The sequence below is a fragment of the Microbacterium sp. HSID17254 genome, from assembly GCF_003989315.1.
Classification (GTDB): Bacteria; Actinomycetota; Actinomycetes; order Actinomycetales; family Microbacteriaceae; genus Microbacterium.
In genome coordinates, this window is sequence record NZ_RBLT01000006.1 from 133122 (window position 1) to 148870 (window position 15749).

Genomic DNA, 15749 nt, shown 5'->3' on the forward strand with positions numbered 1-15749 from the left:
GGGTGAGGAGAGCATCCCCGAGACCTCCGGGTCTCTAGGGCGGTAGCTCAATTGGCAGAGCAGCGGTCTCCAAAACCGCAGGTTGCAGGTTCGATTCCTGTCCGCCCTGCGCGTCAGCGCACGCTGACACACGAAAGGTACATTCAGGATGGATCAGGACGAACCGCGCGGCGACGTCGTCGCGGCCGGCGCCACGCGCCAGAAGAAGGGCAACCCCTTCTCCCGGTTCTTCGGGGGCATCGCCCTGTTCATCCGCCAGGTCATCGCCGAACTGCGCAAGGTCGTCACCCCGACCCGCAAGGAGCTTTTCAAGTTCACGGGTGTGGTGCTCGTCTTCGTCCTGATCGTCATGGGCATCGTCTACGGTCTCGACTACGTCTTCGGGCTCCTGACGCACTACGTGTTCGGAATCCCTGGCTGATGACCCCCGCGGCGACCGCCGCAGCTATGGAGAAGAAGCAACGTGTCTGAACGATATTCCGACGACGCCGACTGGGCGACCGCCGCAGAGCAGTCCAGCGAGGAGGACGAGGCCCAGGAGGGCAACGTGCTCGCCGCGGAGGAGCTCTCGGTCACCTCTGCCGAGCACGTCGCGGTCCACGTCGAGGACGAGGACGGCGAGCAGGAGACGGAAGACATCGACATCGACATCGACGACCCGGAGGCGGACGCCATCGTGAACGACGCTCTGAACCTGGACGAGGCCGCGGAGTCCGAAGCCGCCGCCGAGGTCCTCAACGATTCCGTGGCCGAAGAGGTCGCGGAGCAGGAGGCCGAGGCGGCCGACGAGGTCACCCCGTACGAGGGGCCCGACGTGAACGGCGAGGACGACCGTCCCGCCGCCGAGTCCGACGAGGACGAGTCGGCGTCCGAGGAAGACCCGTACGAGGCCTTCCGCATGGACCTGCGCATGCTCCCGGGCAAGTGGTACGTCATCCACTCGTACGCCGGCTTCGAGCGCAAGGTCAAGGCGAACATCGAGCAGCGCAAGTCGACGCTCGAGGTCGAGGACGAGATCTACCAGGTCGAGGTCCCGATGGAGGACGTCGTCGAGATCAAGAACGGCCAGCGCAAGATGGTCACCCGCGTGCGCATCCCCGGCTACGTGCTGGTGCGCATGGAGCTGACGGAAGACACCTGGTCGGTCGTGCGGCACACCCCCGGCGTCACCGGCTTCGTGGGCAACGCCCACAACCCGACGCCGCTGCGCTTCGAAGAGGCCTTCAACATGCTGAAGTCCCTCGTCGAGGTCAAGGACGTGCCGACCGCCAAGAACATCGCGGCCAAGGGCGGCGTCGCCGTCGCCCGTCCGCTTCCCGCCGAGGTCGACTTCGAGGTCGGCGAGACCATCACGATCAAGGAGGGCTCGTTCGCGGGTCTTCCCGGTTCGATCAGCGAGATCAAGCCGGAGAGCGGCAAGCTCACGGTCCTCGTCTCGCTCTTCGAGCGCGAGACCCCGGTCGAGCTGTCGTTCGACCAGGTCACCAAGATGATCTGACAGTGCACGAGAACGGCCGCCCTCTTCGGGGGCGGCCGTTTTCTTTCCCCGACCCACCCCCTTTCGTGTCTCCCGGCCCGTTGCGGACGTACGTACAGGGCCGGCTCGCACGCAAGAGGCCGGCTCGCGAGTGGGGGAGTGATCAGGTAGACTTACGTGGTTTGTGCGTCCCTGAGCTTATCGAAGGGCGCGCAGACGACCACGGGCCGGAGAGGCCGGAGCCGTGGGAGAAGCGGATGCTCGCATCCGCCTCGAGGAAAGGAAAGAGAATGGCACCGAAGAAGAAGGTGACCGGCCTGATCAAGCTTCAGATCAACGCCGGTGCCGCCAACCCGGCGCCGCCGATCGGCCCCGCGCTCGGTCAGCATGGCGTCAACATCATGGAGTTCTGCAAGGCGTACAACGCCGCGACCGAGTCGCAGCGCGGCAACGTCATCCCCGTCGAGATCACCGTCTACGAGGACCGCAGCTTCACCTTCGTCCTGAAGACCCCGCCCGCGGCGGAGCTCATCAAGAAGGCCGCCGGCGTGCAGAAGGCTTCGGCCACCCCGCACACCGTCAAGGTCGGCAAGATCACCAAGGACCAGGTCCGTCAGATCGCCGAACAGAAGCAGGCCGACCTGAACGCGAACGACATCGAGGCCGCCTCGAAGATCATCGCCGGCACCGCCCGTTCCATGGGCATCACGGTCGAGGGCTGAGGAGAATAATCATGGCTACCAAGTCCAAGGCTTACAAGGCTGCCGCCGAGAAGATCGAGGCAGACCGTTTCTACACGCCGTCCGAGGCCGTCGCGCTCGCGAAGGAGACCGGTTCGGCGAAGTTCGACTCGACCGTCGAGGTCGCGCTGAAGCTCGCCGTCGACCCTCGCAAGGCAGACCAGATGGTGCGCGGCACCGTCATCCTGCCCCACGGCACCGGTAAGACCGCCCGCGTCATCGTGTTCGCCACCGGCCCCGCGGCCGAGGCGGCGATCGCGGCCGGCGCCGATGAGGTCGGCGGCGCCGAGCTCATCCAGAAGGTCGCCGACGGCTGGACCAACTTCGACTCCGCGGTCTCGACCCCGGAGCTCATGGGCCAGGTCGGCCGTCTCGGCAAGGTGCTCGGTCCCCGTGGCCTGATGCCGAACCCGAAGACCGGCACCGTGACTCCGAACCCGGCCAAGGCCGTCGAGGAGATCAAGGGCGGAAAGATCGAGTTCCGCGTCGACAAGCACGCCAACGTGCACTTCGTCATCGGCAAGGCCTCCTTCTCGGCCGAGCAGCTGAACGAGAACATCGACGCCGCGCTCGAGGAGATCGTCCGCCTCAAGCCGTCCAGCGCCAAGGGTCGTTACATCCAGAAGGGTGCGGTGTCGACCACGTTCGGCCCCGGCATCCCGCTGGACGTCAACGCCATCTGACGCGTCGACGGGTCTCGCACCTGTCGCACCGAACGCCCCCGGGTCCGCCCGGGGGCGTTCTGCGTTCCCGGGGCGGTTCGGCGCGCGACATCCGGCGTCATCCGATGCGCGGACGTCGGAGGCGCCGCGTACTGTGGGGGAGTTCCCGCGGTCGTCGCGTAAACTCGCTCCCGCGCTTTCTCACCCCAGGAGGGTCCATGTCCCGTCGTCTCATCGCCGTCACCGCACTCGTCGTCGCCGCCGCCGCGCTGACCGCCTGCAGCGGGTCCAGCACGCCCGCGAGCACGGACGGCGAGGGCGCCGCGGGCTCCGACTTCGGCCTGGTGAAGGATGGCACGCTGACGGTCGCGACCGAGGGCACCTACCGCCCGTTCAGCTTCCACGACGACGGCGGCTCCGGCGACCTCACCGGCTACGACGTCGAGATCATCCAGGCCGTCGCCGACGAGCTCGGCCTGAAGGTCGAGTTCCAGGAGACGCAGTGGGATGCGATCTTCGCGGGTCTCGACGCCGGCCGCTTCGACGTGATCGCGAACCAGGTGTCGATCAACGAGGAGCGCGAGGCGAAATACCTCTTCAGCACCCCGTACACGGTGTCGCCCGGCGTGATCGTGGTGAAGGAGGACGACGACTCCATCTCGTCCTTCGACGACCTCGAGGGTAAGACGACGGCGCAGTCCCTCACGAGCAACTGGTACGAGCTGGCCACCGAGTCCGGCGCCAAGGTCGAGGGCGTCGAGGGGTGGGCGCAGGCCGTGGAGCTCCTCCGCCAGGGCCGGGTGGACGCGACCGTCAACGACAAGCTGACGTTCCTCGACTACGAGACGACCAACAGCCCGACGGGTCTGAAGATCGCGGCGGAGACCGATGACGCCGGTGAGCAGGCCTTCGTGTTCACGAAGGACAAGGAGGCGCTCGTCGATGCGGTCGACGAAGCGCTCGACACGCTCCGTGCCGACGGCACCCTGGCCGAGATCAGCGAGAAGTACTTCGGCGAAGACGTCTCGCAGTAGGCGATGCAGAATCCCTGGGAGCTCTTCTTCTCCTCGCTCGGGCCGATCGCCTGGGCGGGGCTGACGGCGACGATCCCGCTCGCCCTGGTGTCGTTCGCGCTGGGGCTCGTGATCGCGATCGGCATGGCGCTGATGCGGATCTCGGTGCATCCGGTGGTGTCCGGCATCGCGCGGTTCTACATCTCGGTGATCCGCGGCACGCCGATGCTCGTGCAGCTCTTCGTGATCTTCTACGGCCTGCCGTCCGTCGGGGTGACCCTCGATCCGTGGCCGAGCGCCATCATCGCGCTCTCGCTCAACGTCGGCGGCTACGGCGCCGAGGTCGTGCGGGCGGCGATCCTCTCGGTGCCGAAGGGGCAGTGGGAGGCCGCGTACACGGTCGGCATGAACCGCACCCGCACGCTGACCCGCATCATCCTGCCGCAGGCCGCCCGGGTGTCGGTGCCGCCGCTGTCCAACACGTTCATCTCGCTCGTGAAGGACACCTCCCTCACCTCGCTGATCCTCGTGACGGAGCTGTTCAGGGTGGCGCAGCAGATCGCCTCCACCACGCTCGAGTTCATGGTGGTGTATCTGGCCGCGGCGCTGGTCTACTGGGTGATCTGCCTGGTGCTCTCCTTCGGGCAGAGCGCCCTGGAGAGGAGGCTCGACAGTCGTGTCGCGCACTGACCCCACGACCGGACCGCTACTCACCGCCCGGGGCCTGCACAAGAGCTTCGGCGCCACCGAGGTGCTCCGCGGCTTCGACCTCACCCTGCACCGCGGCGAGGTCGTGGTGCTCATCGGGCCGAGCGGCTCCGGGAAGACGACCGTCCTGCGGGCTCTGAACGGCCTGGAGACGCCGGACGCCGGCACCATCGCGATGGCCGGGGGCCCGGAGATCGACTTCGCACCGGAGGCCCGCCCGAAGCCCCGCGTCGCGAAGCAGCAGCGGCTCGCGCTCCGCGATCGGTCGGCGATGGTGTTCCAGCACCACAACCTCTTCCCGCATCTCACGGTGCTGGAGAACGTGATCGAGGGGCCGTGGCGGGTGCAGGGGCGTCCGAAGGCCGAGGTCGTCGCCGAAGCGCAGGCCCTGCTCGCCCGGGTGGGCCTCGCCGACAAGGCCGACGCGAGGCCGCATCAGCTCTCCGGCGGGCAGCAGCAGCGCGTCGGCATCGTGCGCGCCCTGGCTCTGCAGCCGGACCTGCTGCTGTTCGATGAGCCGACGAGCGCGCTCGACCCCGAGCTCGTGGGAGAGGTGCTGCTCGTCATCAAGGAGCTCGCCGACGAGGGCTGGACGATGGCCGTCGTCACGCATGAGCTGAGCTTCGCACGGGAGGCGGCCGATCATGTGCTCTTCCTGGACGGCGGCGTCGTCGTGGAGCAGGGACCACCTGCCCAGCTGTTCAGCGCTCCGCAGCACGAGCGCACGCAGCGGTTCCTCACCCGCATCCTCCGGCCCCTCGACGGCGCGTGAGCCCTCGACCCCGAGGGGATTCGATGGCAGGATGCGGTGCGTGGGCACCATCGACGACTACCTGACCGACCTCGACGCCGCAGACCGTGCGGTGATCGATGGCGTGTACGCGATCGCCACGGAGGAGGTGCCGGAGGCGGAACAGGGCAAGGGCTACGGGATGCCGGCCCTCGTCTACTACGGCAAGCCGCTGCTCTCGGTGATGCGTGCGAAGAAGCACATCGGCGTCTACCCGTTCAGCCCCGAGGCGGTCGCTGCCATAGCGGGTTTCCTCGACGGTCACCCCGGGGTCAGCCTCGACAAGGGGACGATCCGGTTCCAGCCGGAGCACCCCCTGCCGGTCGAGGCGGTCCGCGCGCTCATCCGGGCGCGGGTGTCGCAGATCGAGGCCGGGTGAACGCCTAGGCGCCGAGCACCGGGAGCACGAGGCTCACCGCGAGCGTGATCATCACGACCGCGATCACCGCGTCGAGGATGCGCCAGGAGCGCGGGGTGCGGAGCCACCGTCCGAGGTAGCGGGCGCCGAAGCCGAGGGCGGTGAACCAGAGGATGCTCGCCGCGACCGCCCCGGCCGCGAACAGCCACCGCTCGTCCCCGTGCGTCGCCGCGATCGACCCGAGCATCAGCACCGTGTCGAGGTACACATGCGGGTTCAGCCACGTCAACGCCAGCGTCGTGAGGATCACCGGGGCGAGGCGGGTGCGGGTGAGCGTGCCGGTGCCCCCGGACGCCTCGAAGACCGGGGCGTCGCCCCCGTCGACCACCAGCTCCTCGCCGCCCCGCCAGGCCCGCCGCGCCGCAAGCAGTCCGTATCCGAGGAGGAACAGCGCCCCTGCCCAGCGAGCCACGACGACGAGCCAGGGTGCGGCGGACAGCACGAACCCGAGCCCCGCGACACCGGCGATGATCAGCACGGCGTCGGAGAGGGCGCAGACGATCACGACGGCGAGGACGTGCTCGCGCCGGATGCCCTGACGCAGCACGAACACGTTCTGTGCGCCGATCGCGACGATGAGGGAGAGACCGAGGCCGAGACCGGCGAGGACCGTGAGCATGCGTCGAGCCTATGAGGGCTGAGCATGAGGTGCAGCGAAGATTCCTTCCGCACCATTAGCATCACTGATGTGAGGATCGACCCGGAGCTCGCCGCCACGCTCGCCGCCGTCGCCGACGAGGGCACTCTCGATGCCGCGTCGCGTCGGCTGCAGGTCACCCCGTCCGCGGTCAGTCAGCGTCTCAAGGTGCTGGAGCAGCAGCTCGGGCGGATCCTCCTCGTGCGTAGCAAGCCGGTCCGCCTCACCGAGGCGGGGGAGTCCGTCGTGCGGCTCGCGCGGCAGATCGCCCTCCTCGAAGAGGATGCTCTCGCGGGAGTCGGGATCGAGGGGAGCGCTGAGGGGCGGCGGATCAGCGTGCCGCTCGCCGTCAACGCGGATTCGATGGCGACCTGGTTCCTGGCACCGATGGCCCGGCTCTCCGCCGCGCACGACATCGATGTCGACCTGCACCGCGACGATCAGAACTTCACCGCCCGCCTGCTCGAATCGGGGACCGTCATGGCGGCGGTCACGAGCGAGGCCACGGCGGTCGCGGGGTGCACGGTCGCGCCCCTCGGCGTGCTCGAGTACCGCGCCATGGCCGAACCCGCCTACGCCCGCCGATGGTTCCCGGACGGCGTGACCCCCGATGCTCTGGCGCACGCGCCGTTCGTCGACTTCGACCGCCGGGACACCCTGCAGCACGAGTGGCTGGCCGCGCGGGGCGTGCCGGCGGCCGGCGTTCCCCGGCACTACGTCCCGGCGTCGCACGACTATGCGCTCGCCGTCGGCCTCGGCCTCGGCTGGGGGATGGTGCCGCGGCTGCAGGAGGTGCCGGGACTCGTGGCGCTCGGCGGTCCGATCCTGCGCGTGGCGCTGTACTGGCAGCAGTGGAACCTGCGCTCCGCGCTCCTCGACACGATCGCGTCCGAGGTCGCGGGGGAGGCGCGTCGGGTGCTCGCTCGCGAACCCTGACGCCGCCGGGACGGCATCGCCGCCGCGCGGTCAGTCGGCGAGGGCGAGGGCGCGGAAGGCGTCGCGCTCGCGGAGCTGCTCCCGACGGCTGTCCGCCGGGGATGCGGAGCGGGCCGGGACCGTGCGTCCGGTCGTGCGGCGGTACAGCTCGTCGATGAGGTCGGTGGCGAGCCCCACGAGCTTGGCGATCTCGCGGTCGTCGCGATCGATCCACACGCAGCGGGGCTCGTCGTGGACGGGGGAGAAGTCGACGTGCTCCTCCCAGACGAACAGGGTGCGCTCGGCGCCCAGCACGTGCTGCTGCCACCACACCTGGCGCAGGTAGGTGCGGGGGATCCCCCGGAAGGCCTTGTTGGTGGTCTTGATCTCCGCGAGGCTGACACGGCCGTCCGCGTCCACCGAGATGCCATCGGGCGTAGCCAGGTGGCGGTGCTCGACCTCGGCGCGGAACAGCGCGGAGGAGGGGAAGATGCCGTGCGTCGCGGCGACCCAGGCGGCGATCTCCGGCTCGCGGCGCCGGCCGTGGTCCGTGTAGGCGTTGCCGCCGAACCGCGGCCCGCCGCCGAGCTTGGCGTCGGCAGCACGGGCGATCGAGCGCTCGCTGGTGAGTCCGGCGACGTCGGTGGCCGTGATTCCGCGAGAGCGTGCCCTCATCCATGCCACGCGGTCGCGCGAGTCCGCGACGATGCGAGCTTGGAGTTCCGGGGGCACCAGAAGACTCTAACTCTCCCCCACCCCCGTTCCCGTCGTACACGCCGCCCCCTCCCGCCGACCCACCCCCTTGCGTGCGTCCCGGCCCCCTACGCGCGCGCGCAAGGGGGTGGCTCGAACGCAAGGGGGTGGGTCGGCGGGGGAGGACGACTCCTGCACAAGGGGCGGGAGGGGAGAGAGGGGTGTGGAGAAACCGGGGAGGGCGGGGGAGTGGCGAGAGGAGAGGGGAGAGTCGGAGGGGTGAGACAGGTGAGCGTGGACGAGATCAGGGGGATGCTCCTCGGTCGTCGACGGCTGGAGGAGGAGGGCTGGGGGTCTCGGACGCTCCACGCCGCGGTGGAAGGGCGGCAGCTGCATCATGTGCGCCGTGGGTGGTACCTCGCGCTGCGGACCTGGAGCGAGCTCGCCCCGGAGTCCCGGCATCGTGCGGAGGTGGTGGCCGCCGATCTCGCGGCCTCGGGGACGCGGCCCGTGTTCTCGCACGCCTCGGCTGCGGTGCTGTGGGGACTGCCGCTGTATCGGGTGCGTCCGACGAGGGTCCATGTGACGGCGCCACCGGACCGCCGGCACAGCACGTCCGGGATCCTGCGGCACGAGGGCACTGTTGCCGCCGGTGACATCGTGGAGCGCGACGGCATCCGCTGCACCTCCCTCGCCCGGACGGTCGTCGACCTCGCCCGCACGGTCGCTCCGGAGGCGGCTCTCGCGGTCGCGGATGCCGCCCTCGCTCTGGTCGGCGGTGACCCGTGGGAGTTCGACGACACCGCGGAGCAGGCTCTCCTGGCGGACCTCGCGGATCGGGTCCGCCGTCCACGGCTCCGCGGCATCGTGCAGGCTCGCCGGATCGTGGGCCTGGCCGACGGTCGCGCGAAACTGCCTCTGGAGAGCGTGACGCGGTACCGGCTCCATCAGCTCGGCTTCGGCAGACCGCGGCTGCAGGTGCCGGTGGACGGACCGCGCGGCGGTCGGTTCTGGATGGACATCGCCGTCGACCAGTCCCGCACCTTCGTGGAGTGCGACGGCCGGGACAAGTACCTGGATGACGAGTACCGCGGGGGCCGCACGGCGGAGAGCGTCGTGCTCGACGAGAAGATCCGCGAGGACTGGGTGCGCGGGACCACCGGCTGGCGGGTGATCCGGGTGTCGAGCGAGCACGTCGCCTCCCTCGCCGCGGCCGACGCGCACTTCCGTGCCTTCCGCCTCTTCGCCCGGTGAACCCTTGGCCCACCCCCTTCCGTGCCCTCCGGCCCCGTGCGTGCAGGCGTAAGGGGCCGGGGTGCACGCAAAGGGGTGGGTCGACGGGAAGAGGAGGGGGATTTGGGGGAGAGGTGGGGGTGGGGTACAGTGGTCATAACCGAAGACCGCTGGTCATCGTGTGCGCGCGAGTGCACAGGATCGAAGCTCTGCATCGCAGGGGCCCGCGCAGGTGTCACGAACTTCCGAGCTCCGTGCGCTTGCGCCGGAGCTCTTCTCTTTTGCAGGGGGTCGGAGGCCGGCGCCCCACCACCGTGCGGCGCCTCGTACACACCAAGGAGTGACCATGGCGCAGAAGGATGCATCGGTCAACGAGCTCACGAAGTCATTCGAGAACTCGAACGCCGTCCTGCTGACCGAGTACCGCGGTCTGACGGTTGCCCAGCTCAAGCAGCTGCGCAACAGCATCCGTCAGGACGCTGAGTACGCCGTGGTGAAGAACACGCTGACCAAGATCGCCGCCAACAAGGCCGGCATCTCCGCGCTGGACGACGACCTCAAGGGGCCGTCGGCTGTCGCGTTCGTGCACGGTGACTTCGTCGCCACCGCCAAGGCTCTGCGTGACTTCGCCAAGGCCAACCCGCTTCTCGTGATCAAGTCGGGCATCTTCGAGGGCAAGGCCCTCACCGCCGACGAGGTCAACACGTACGCCTCGCTCGAGAGCCGCGAGGTTCTGCTGGCGAAGGCCGCGGGCATGATGAAGGCGACGATGGGCAAGGCTGCGGCCACCATCGACGCGCTTCGCGAAAAGCTGGAGACCGCCGAGGCCGCGTAAGCGACCGGCGATCTCGTCTACAAACCCCATCTATCTAGGAGATACATCATGGCGAAGCTTTCCACCGAGGAGCTGCTCGAGCAGTTCGCCGGCCTGACCCTCATCGAGCTCAACGAGTTCGTGAAGGCGTTCGAGGAGAAGTTCGAGGTCACCGCTGCTGCTCCCGTCGCCGTCGCCGGTGCCGCTGGCGGCGCAGGCGAGGCCGCGGCCGAGGAGGAGAAGGACTCCTTCGACGTCATCCTCGAGGCTGCTGGCGACAAGAAGATCCAGGTCATCAAGGCTGTCCGCGAGCTCACCTCGCTCGGCCTCGGCGAGGCCAAGGCCGTCGTCGACGGTGCTCCGAAGGCCGTCCTCGAGGGCGCCAACAAGGAGACGGCCGAGAAGGCCAAGGCTGCTCTGGAAGAGGCCGGCGCGACCGTCACCCTCAAGTAATTCCAGCGCACCAGCGCTTCTGCGAAGGCCCCGGGTTCCGCCCGGGGCCTTCGTGCGTCTGCGGGGTCAGCGCGGCGCCGCGGTCGAGCTGCGAACGACGAGCGCCGAAGCGGCCTCGACGTGCTCGACCGGAGCGTCGGGCTCGCTCATCCGTCGCATGAGCAGGCGCACGGCCTCCCGGCCCTGGTCCCGCGGCGACTGCCCGATGGTCGTGAGGGCGAACATCTCCGCGTGCTCGTGGTCGTCGATGCCGACGACGCTGAGTTCGGTCGGCACCGCGATGCCCAGGCGGCGGGCGGCGATCACGGCGCCGATGGCGGCCTCGTCGCACACGCCGACGATGGCGGTCGGTCGGTGGCGACGGTCGCCGAGGAGTCCCGCCGCCGCGGCATAGCCGCCGGGCATCGTGGGGGCCGCCCCGGCGATGCGCGCCCGCGGAGTCAGCCCCGCCGCGTGCAGCGCCTCCCGGTAGCCGGCCAGGCGTCGGGCGTCGCCGTAACTGAGGTCGGTGTCGTCGGTGGCGCCGCCCACGAAGGCGATGTCGGTGTGGCCGAGCTCGATCAGGTGCTCGGTGGCGATCCGGGCGGCGGCCGCGTCGTCGATCGACACGGCGCTCGATCCGGCGCTGTAGGGCCCCACGCTGACGAGCGGGCGCCCGGTGCGGTGCAGGCGCTCCAGCTCGCGGGCGCTGGGCTGGATGCCGACGGCGATGATGCCGTCGAATCTCCGACCGGGCAGCACGCTCTCGAACAGCCGCTCCCTGGTCTCCGAGCGCTCAGGGACGCCGTACAGCGACAGGTCGTGGTCGCGCACGAGCAGCGCCTCCTGCACGCCCGCCAGCAGCTCCGAGAAGAACCACCGGTCGACCGGTGGCATCACCAGGCCGATGGTGCCGGTGCGCCCGGTCGCCAGGCTGGTGGCGGAGGAGTGCGCGACGTACGCGAGGTCGTGCGCCGCCTCCTCCACGCGCTGTCTCGTCTCCTCCGAGACGTAGCCGCGGCCGCTCAGGGCGCGGCTCGCGGTCGCCTTGGACACACCGGCGCGCGTCGCGACGTCGGCGATCGTGCTCATCGTGTCCTCCTCGACCCGGTTCCACGACGGCGAGCCATCGGGCGCTCGCCGGGAGCCATCGTAGCCGTTCCACACGCGAGGAGGAACCGGTTCCAGACCCGTGGAACTGGGAGCGCTCCCACCACACGGAGGGCACCGACCTCAAACGGTTGTGATCTTGTAACCTTCCCCAGTTGTACGGCGCGAAGGAACCCGAGTAGGTTGGCCTGGAATCGGTTCCCCAATGGATGTGGCGATTGCTCTCCTTGGGCGGACTGAAGATCCACCGGAAGAGGAGAAGTACATGGCTTTGTCACAGCGATACCGCCTGCTCGCCCCCATCGCACTCGTCGGCGTCGCGTCTCTCGCGCTCGCCGGCTGCGCCGAGGGCGGGGGCGATGAGGGCGGAGAGACCAAGGACACCGTCCGGATCTCCGGCGGCATCACGGGCGTCGAGGCCGATGACCTGAACGCCTCCTTCGAGCAGTTCACGAAGGACACCGGGATCAAGGTCGAGTACACCGGCGACAAGGGCTTCGAGGGCAACATCGTCACCAAGGTGACCGGTGGCGACGCCCCCGACATCGCGATCGTCCCGCAGCCCGGTCTGCTCAAGACCCTCGTCGACACCGGCAAGGTCATGCCGGCGCCGGAGGCGGTCGAGTCCGCCGTCGACGAGAACTGGTCCGAGGACTGGAAGAAGTACGGCACGTTCGACGACACCTTCTACGCGGCGCCGATGCTCGCGAACCTCAAGGGCTACGTCTGGTACTCGCCGAAGCAGTTCGCCGAGTGGGGCGTCGAGGTCCCGGAGACCTGGGACGACATGATCGCCCTGACCGACACGATCGTCGAGAAGACCGGCGGTCCCGCCTGGTGCGCCGGCTTCGCCTCCGAGGCGGCGTCGGGCTGGCCGGGGACGGACTGGATCGAGGACCTCGTCCTGCGCCAGTCGGGCCCCGACGTGTACGACGACTGGGTGGCCGGCGACGTGAAGTTCACCGACCCCGAGATCAAGCAGGCCTTCGACGCCGTCGGTGAGATCTTGCTCAACCCGGACTACGTCAACGCGGGCTACGGCGACGTCAAGAGCATCAACTCGACCGCTTTCGGTGACGTCGCCAACGCGGTGGCCAAGGGCGACTGCGCGCTGACCCACCAGGCGTCGTTCCTGTCGGCGAACTTCCTCGACACGGAGACCGCGGACGGCAACGTCCCCGAGGTCGCGCCGGACGGCGACGTCTACGCGTTCATCATGCCGGGCGAGACCGCCGGTGAGCTCCAGGTCGAGGGTGGCGGCGAGTTCGTCGCGGCCTTCTCCGACGACGAGGCCACCCAGCAGGTGCTCGAGTTCATGGCATCGCCGGAGTTCGCCGACGCCCGTGTCGAGCTCGGTGGCGTCATCTCCGCCAACAAGAACGCCGACCCGAGCCTCGCCTCGAGCGAGTTCCTCCAGGAGGCGATGACCATCATGCAGGACGATGCGACGACCTTCCGGTTCGACGCTTCCGACCTGATGCCGTCGACCGTCGGCTCGGGATCGTTCTGGAAGGGGATGGTCGACTGGATCGACGGCAAGGACACCGACACGGTGCTCTCCGACATCCAGGCCGGCTACGAGAACTGATCGCCTCGACGCGATCTTCTCAGGCTGAGCGGGGCCGGGCTGCACAAGCCCGGCCCCGCTCCACCCATCCATACTGCGCGGGAACCCAGCACGATCCAGAAGGGGACGTTCATGTCGCACGCGACCATCGAGAAACCCGTCGAGGCTGACGCGCCGCCGACGACGCACGGCACCGACGAGAAGGGGAGGAAGACCACACGCACGATCCTCGCGATCGGCTTCGTGGTCGTCGTCGCGCTGGCTCTCCTCCTCGTCTTCACCGCTCCGACCGAGGAGTCCTCGCGGATCACGATCGGGTTCTCGCTCAACAGCTTCTTCCTGTGGCTGGGCGGTCTGAATCCGCTGGTGCAGATCCCCGCCGTGCTGCTCGTGTTCGGCGTGGTCGTGGCGATCATCCTCGTGCTGATCGAGTTCGCGCCCCGCCCTGGTCGCGGCTACTTCATCATGCGGCTGGTCGCGTGCCTCGTCATCCCGGTGCTCGCGCTGCTGCTGCTCCGTCCCTACGCGAACGCCGTCGTGTACGTCGTCGCGATCGCGCTCCTCGTCGGGGCGCTCCTCTTCTTCGCGGACTTCCGCGCGCGGCAGGGAGCGGGCTATCTCTTCCAGCTCGTGCTCTTCATGGCCCCGGCGGCCATCATGCTGCTGCTCGGCCTCATCTACCCGGCGATCTCGACGATCTTCAAGTCCTTCTTCGACAAGACCGGCGACGAGTTCGTCGGGCTCGAGAACTACATCTGGGTCTTCACCAACCCGGTCGGCACGTCGTCGGTGATCAACACGATCATCTGGGCGCTGCTCGCTCCGGTCATCTCCGTGGTCATCGGCCTCGCCTACGCCGTCTTCATCGACAGGGCCCGCGGCGAGAAGTTCCTCAAGGTGCTGGTCTTCATGCCGGTGGCGATCTCGTTCGTCGGCGCCGGCATCATCTGGAAGTTCATGTACGACGCCCGGCAGGGTGACCAGATCGGTCTCCTCAACGCGATCGTGACCGCTTTCGGCGGCGACCCCGTGCAGTGGCTGGCGATCAAGCCGATCCTCAACACGCTCATGCTGCTCATCGTGTTCATCTGGACCCAGACCGGCTTCGCCATGGTCATCCTCTCGGCCGCGATCAAGGCCGTGCCGGTGGAGCAGATGGAGGCGGCCGAGCTCGATGGCACGAACGCCTGGCAGCGCTTCCGCAACGTGACCGTGCCCGGCATCCGGTCGTCGCTGATCGTCGTGCTCACGACCATCACGATCGCCTCGCTCAAGGTGTACGACATCGTCGCGGTGATGACCGGCGGACGGGACGAGACCAGCGTCCTCGGCTTCGAGATGGTCAATCAGCAGCAGCGGTTCCAGAGCTACGGGCACTCGTCGGCGCTCGCCGTCGTGCTGTTCCTGTTCGTGTTGCCGCTGATCATCTACAACGCCCGATCGATGGCCAAGCAGAGGGAGATCCGCTGATGAGTGCAACGCAGGCCACCGTCGTGGACAACCGCACCAAGCGCCAGGTGGCGCGGGACACGCGCCGCAACGAGGCGACCGCCCACAAGAAGCTGACCTCGAAGGGGGCGACGATCGCGGCCGCGGTCATCGCGCTCTTCTGGACGATCCCGACCTTCGGCCTCTTCGTGACGTCGTTCCGCCCGGGCGCCGACACGCAGAACAGCGGCTGGTGGACGGTCTTCTCCAACCCGGAGTTCACGTTCGACAACTACGTGCAGGCGTGGAACTCGGGCGGCACCTCGACGACTCTCGCGACGGCGTTCATCAACTCGCTGGCGATCACGATCCCCGCGACCGTGTTCCCGATCGTGATGGCGTCGCTCGCCGCGTACGCGTTCGCATGGATCGACTTCAAGGGTCGGAACATGCTCTTCATCTTCGTGTTCGCGCTGCAGATCGTGCCGCTGCAGATGGCCCTCGTGCCGCTGCTGAGCCTGTTCTCGGACGGACTGACGATCAACGACGTGCCGATCTTCCCCGGGTTCGGGCTGAACGAGGTGCAGTACAGCTTCGCCCGCGTCTGGATCGCGCACGCGATCTTCGCGCTGCCGCTCGCGACGTTCATGCTCCACAACTTCATCTCCGAGATCCCCGGCGAGATCATCGAGGCGGCCCGCGTGGACGGCGCCGGACACGGTCAGGTGTTCTTCCGGATCATCCTGCCGCTGGCGGCTCCGGCGATCGCGTCCTTCGCGATCTTCCAGTTCCTCTGGGTGTGGAACGACCTGCTGGTCGCGACGATCTTCGCCTCCCCCGGCGCCCTGCCGATCACGCAGGCGCTGAACTCGCTCTCCGGGACCTGGGGGAACAAGTGGTTCCTGCAGTCCGCGGGAACGTTCATCTCGATCATCGTCCCGCTGATCGTGTTCTTCGCCCTGCAGCGCTTCTTCGTACGCGGCCTGCTGGCCGGGGCGACGAAGGGCTGACCCTTCGACGGGCTCAGGCCCTTCGACAGGCTCAGGGACCCAGGTTCTGGGTCGCTGAGCCTGTCGAAGCGGCGGTGAAACACATCCCCGGAGGCGAGGGCC

18 protein-coding genes and 1 tRNA gene are annotated in these 15749 nt (G+C 68.6%); 16 read left to right on the top strand and 3 right to left on the bottom strand.

What is annotated here, in order from left to right:
- Positions 1-36: 36 nt before the first annotated feature.
- The 9 genes from D8M34_RS05005 to D8M34_RS05045 all read left to right on the top strand — a co-directional run bounded on the left by D8M34_RS05005 (position 37) and on the right by D8M34_RS05045 (position 5769).
- Positions 37-109: transfer RNA gene (locus D8M34_RS05005), tRNA-Trp, on the top strand.
- A 39-nt stretch (positions 110-148) separates the two neighbouring features.
- The gene (gene secE / locus D8M34_RS05010; protein WP_025102339.1) at positions 149-421 is read left to right on the top strand and encodes a preprotein translocase subunit SecE; all 273 of its coding nucleotides are present in this window, start codon (positions 149-151) and stop codon (positions 419-421) included.
- Positions 422-463: 42 nt separating this feature from the next.
- Positions 464-1498 (top strand): transcription termination/antitermination protein NusG, encoded by a 1035-nt coding sequence (gene nusG, locus D8M34_RS05015; RefSeq protein WP_025102338.1) that lies wholly within the window; start codon positions 464-466, stop codon positions 1496-1498.
- Between the two features lie 269 nt (positions 1499-1767).
- Entirely contained in the window at positions 1768-2199 is a 432-nt protein-coding gene (gene rplK / locus D8M34_RS05020) for a 50S ribosomal protein L11 (protein ID WP_025102337.1), read from the top strand.
- 11 nt (positions 2200-2210) lie between these two features.
- Positions 2211-2900, top strand: a complete 690-nt coding sequence (gene rplA / locus D8M34_RS05025) for a 50S ribosomal protein L1 (protein ID WP_025102336.1) — start codon at positions 2211-2213, stop codon at positions 2898-2900.
- Positions 2901-3097: 197 nt separating this feature from the next.
- Positions 3098-3913, top strand: coding sequence for an amino acid ABC transporter substrate-binding protein (locus D8M34_RS05030; protein WP_025102335.1), 816 nt, complete (start codon positions 3098-3100; stop codon positions 3911-3913).
- 3 nt (positions 3914-3916) lie between these two features.
- Positions 3917-4582, top strand: coding sequence for an amino acid ABC transporter permease (locus D8M34_RS05035; RefSeq protein WP_062765069.1), 666 nt, complete (start codon positions 3917-3919; stop codon positions 4580-4582).
- Positions 4569-5372 carry an amino acid ABC transporter ATP-binding protein gene (locus D8M34_RS05040; RefSeq protein ID WP_062765066.1) on the top strand — a complete coding sequence of 268 codons (804 nt, stop codon included), beginning with the start codon at positions 4569-4571 and terminating at the stop codon, positions 5370-5372. The genes D8M34_RS05035 and D8M34_RS05040 overlap by 14 nt, the downstream gene beginning before the upstream one ends.
- A 40-nt stretch (positions 5373-5412) precedes the next feature.
- Positions 5413-5769, top strand: coding sequence for an iron chaperone (locus D8M34_RS05045; protein WP_126893312.1), 357 nt, complete (start codon positions 5413-5415; stop codon positions 5767-5769).
- A gap of 4 nt (positions 5770-5773) precedes the next feature.
- On the opposite strand, the gene lysE is transcribed toward D8M34_RS05045, so the two are convergent.
- Positions 5774-6427, bottom strand: a complete 654-nt coding sequence (lysE, locus tag D8M34_RS05050) for an L-lysine exporter (RefSeq protein WP_062765060.1) — start codon at positions 6425-6427, stop codon at positions 5774-5776.
- 69 nt (positions 6428-6496) lie between these two features.
- Here lysE and D8M34_RS05055 point away from each other — a divergent pair, with 69 nt between their 5' ends.
- Entirely contained in the window at positions 6497-7381 is an 885-nt protein-coding gene (locus D8M34_RS05055; RefSeq protein ID WP_174235372.1) for a LysR family transcriptional regulator ArgP, read from the top strand.
- Between the two features lie 30 nt (positions 7382-7411).
- On the opposite strand, the gene D8M34_RS05060 is transcribed toward D8M34_RS05055, so the two are convergent.
- Positions 7412-8092 (bottom strand): YqaJ viral recombinase family protein, encoded by a 681-nt coding sequence (locus D8M34_RS05060; protein ID WP_126893313.1) that lies wholly within the window; start codon positions 8090-8092, stop codon positions 7412-7414.
- Positions 8093-8347: 255 nt separating this feature from the next.
- On the opposite strand from D8M34_RS05060, the gene D8M34_RS05065 reads away from it, so the two are divergent.
- From D8M34_RS05065 to rplL, 3 genes are all read left to right on the top strand, one after another.
- Complete coding sequence (locus tag D8M34_RS05065) at positions 8348-9307, top strand: hypothetical protein (protein WP_126893314.1); 960 nt, start codon at positions 8348-8350, stop codon at positions 9305-9307.
- A gap of 325 nt (positions 9308-9632) precedes the next feature.
- The gene (rplJ, locus tag D8M34_RS05070; protein WP_025104226.1) at positions 9633-10121 is read left to right on the top strand and encodes a 50S ribosomal protein L10; all 489 of its coding nucleotides are present in this window, start codon (positions 9633-9635) and stop codon (positions 10119-10121) included.
- Positions 10122-10169: 48 nt separating this feature from the next.
- Positions 10170-10553: a 50S ribosomal protein L7/L12 gene (gene rplL / locus D8M34_RS05075; protein WP_025104227.1), complete on the top strand. Its 384-nt coding sequence runs from the start codon at positions 10170-10172 to the stop codon at positions 10551-10553.
- Between the two features lie 66 nt (positions 10554-10619).
- Here the strand turns inward: rplL and D8M34_RS05080 are convergent, their stop codons facing one another.
- Positions 10620-11624 (bottom strand): LacI family DNA-binding transcriptional regulator, encoded by a 1005-nt coding sequence (locus D8M34_RS05080; protein WP_025104228.1) that lies wholly within the window; start codon positions 11622-11624, stop codon positions 10620-10622.
- Positions 11625-11907: 283 nt separating this feature from the next.
- Here D8M34_RS05080 and D8M34_RS05085 point away from each other — a divergent pair, with 283 nt between their 5' ends.
- The 3 genes from D8M34_RS05085 to D8M34_RS05095 all read left to right on the top strand — a co-directional run bounded on the left by D8M34_RS05085 (position 11908) and on the right by D8M34_RS05095 (position 15647).
- Positions 11908-13230, top strand: a complete 1323-nt coding sequence (locus D8M34_RS05085) for an ABC transporter substrate-binding protein (protein ID WP_126893315.1) — start codon at positions 11908-11910, stop codon at positions 13228-13230.
- A gap of 111 nt (positions 13231-13341) precedes the next feature.
- On the top strand, positions 13342-14679 hold the full coding sequence (locus tag D8M34_RS05090) for a carbohydrate ABC transporter permease (RefSeq protein ID WP_025104230.1): 1338 nt from the start codon (positions 13342-13344) through the stop codon (positions 14677-14679).
- Positions 14679-15647, top strand: coding sequence for a carbohydrate ABC transporter permease (locus tag D8M34_RS05095; protein ID WP_025104231.1), 969 nt, complete (start codon positions 14679-14681; stop codon positions 15645-15647). The genes D8M34_RS05090 and D8M34_RS05095 overlap by 1 nt, the downstream gene beginning before the upstream one ends.
- The last annotated feature ends 102 nt before the right edge of the window (positions 15648-15749 follow it).

What these genes read in the sequence shown, in the direction of transcription:
- secE (WP_025102339.1), top strand. Translation starts at nt 149, where the DNA reads ATGGATCAGGACGAACCGCGCGGCGACGTCGTCGCGGCCGGCGCCACG.
- rplK (WP_025102337.1), top strand. Translation starts at nt 1,768, where the DNA reads ATGGCACCGAAGAAGAAGGTGACCGGCCTGATCAAGCTTCAGATCAAC.
- rplA (WP_025102336.1), top strand. Translation starts at nt 2,211, where the DNA reads ATGGCTACCAAGTCCAAGGCTTACAAGGCTGCCGCCGAGAAGATCGAG.
- D8M34_RS05030 (WP_025102335.1), top strand. Translation starts at nt 3,098, where the DNA reads ATGTCCCGTCGTCTCATCGCCGTCACCGCACTCGTCGTCGCCGCCGCC.
- D8M34_RS05035 (WP_062765069.1), top strand. Translation starts at nt 3,917, where the DNA reads ATGCAGAATCCCTGGGAGCTCTTCTTCTCCTCGCTCGGGCCGATCGCC.
- lysE (WP_062765060.1), bottom strand. Translation starts at nt 6,427, where the DNA reads ATGCTCACGGTCCTCGCCGGTCTCGGCCTCGGTCTCTCCCTCATCGTC.
- rplJ (WP_025104226.1), top strand. Translation starts at nt 9,633, where the DNA reads ATGGCGCAGAAGGATGCATCGGTCAACGAGCTCACGAAGTCATTCGAG.
- rplL (WP_025104227.1), top strand. Translation starts at nt 10,170, where the DNA reads ATGGCGAAGCTTTCCACCGAGGAGCTGCTCGAGCAGTTCGCCGGCCTG.
- D8M34_RS05080 (WP_025104228.1), bottom strand. Translation starts at nt 11,624, where the DNA reads ATGAGCACGATCGCCGACGTCGCGACGCGCGCCGGTGTGTCCAAGGCG.
- D8M34_RS05085 (WP_126893315.1), top strand. Translation starts at nt 11,908, where the DNA reads ATGGCTTTGTCACAGCGATACCGCCTGCTCGCCCCCATCGCACTCGTC.
- D8M34_RS05090 (WP_025104230.1), top strand. Translation starts at nt 13,342, where the DNA reads ATGTCGCACGCGACCATCGAGAAACCCGTCGAGGCTGACGCGCCGCCG.
- D8M34_RS05095 (WP_025104231.1), top strand. Translation starts at nt 14,679, where the DNA reads ATGAGTGCAACGCAGGCCACCGTCGTGGACAACCGCACCAAGCGCCAG.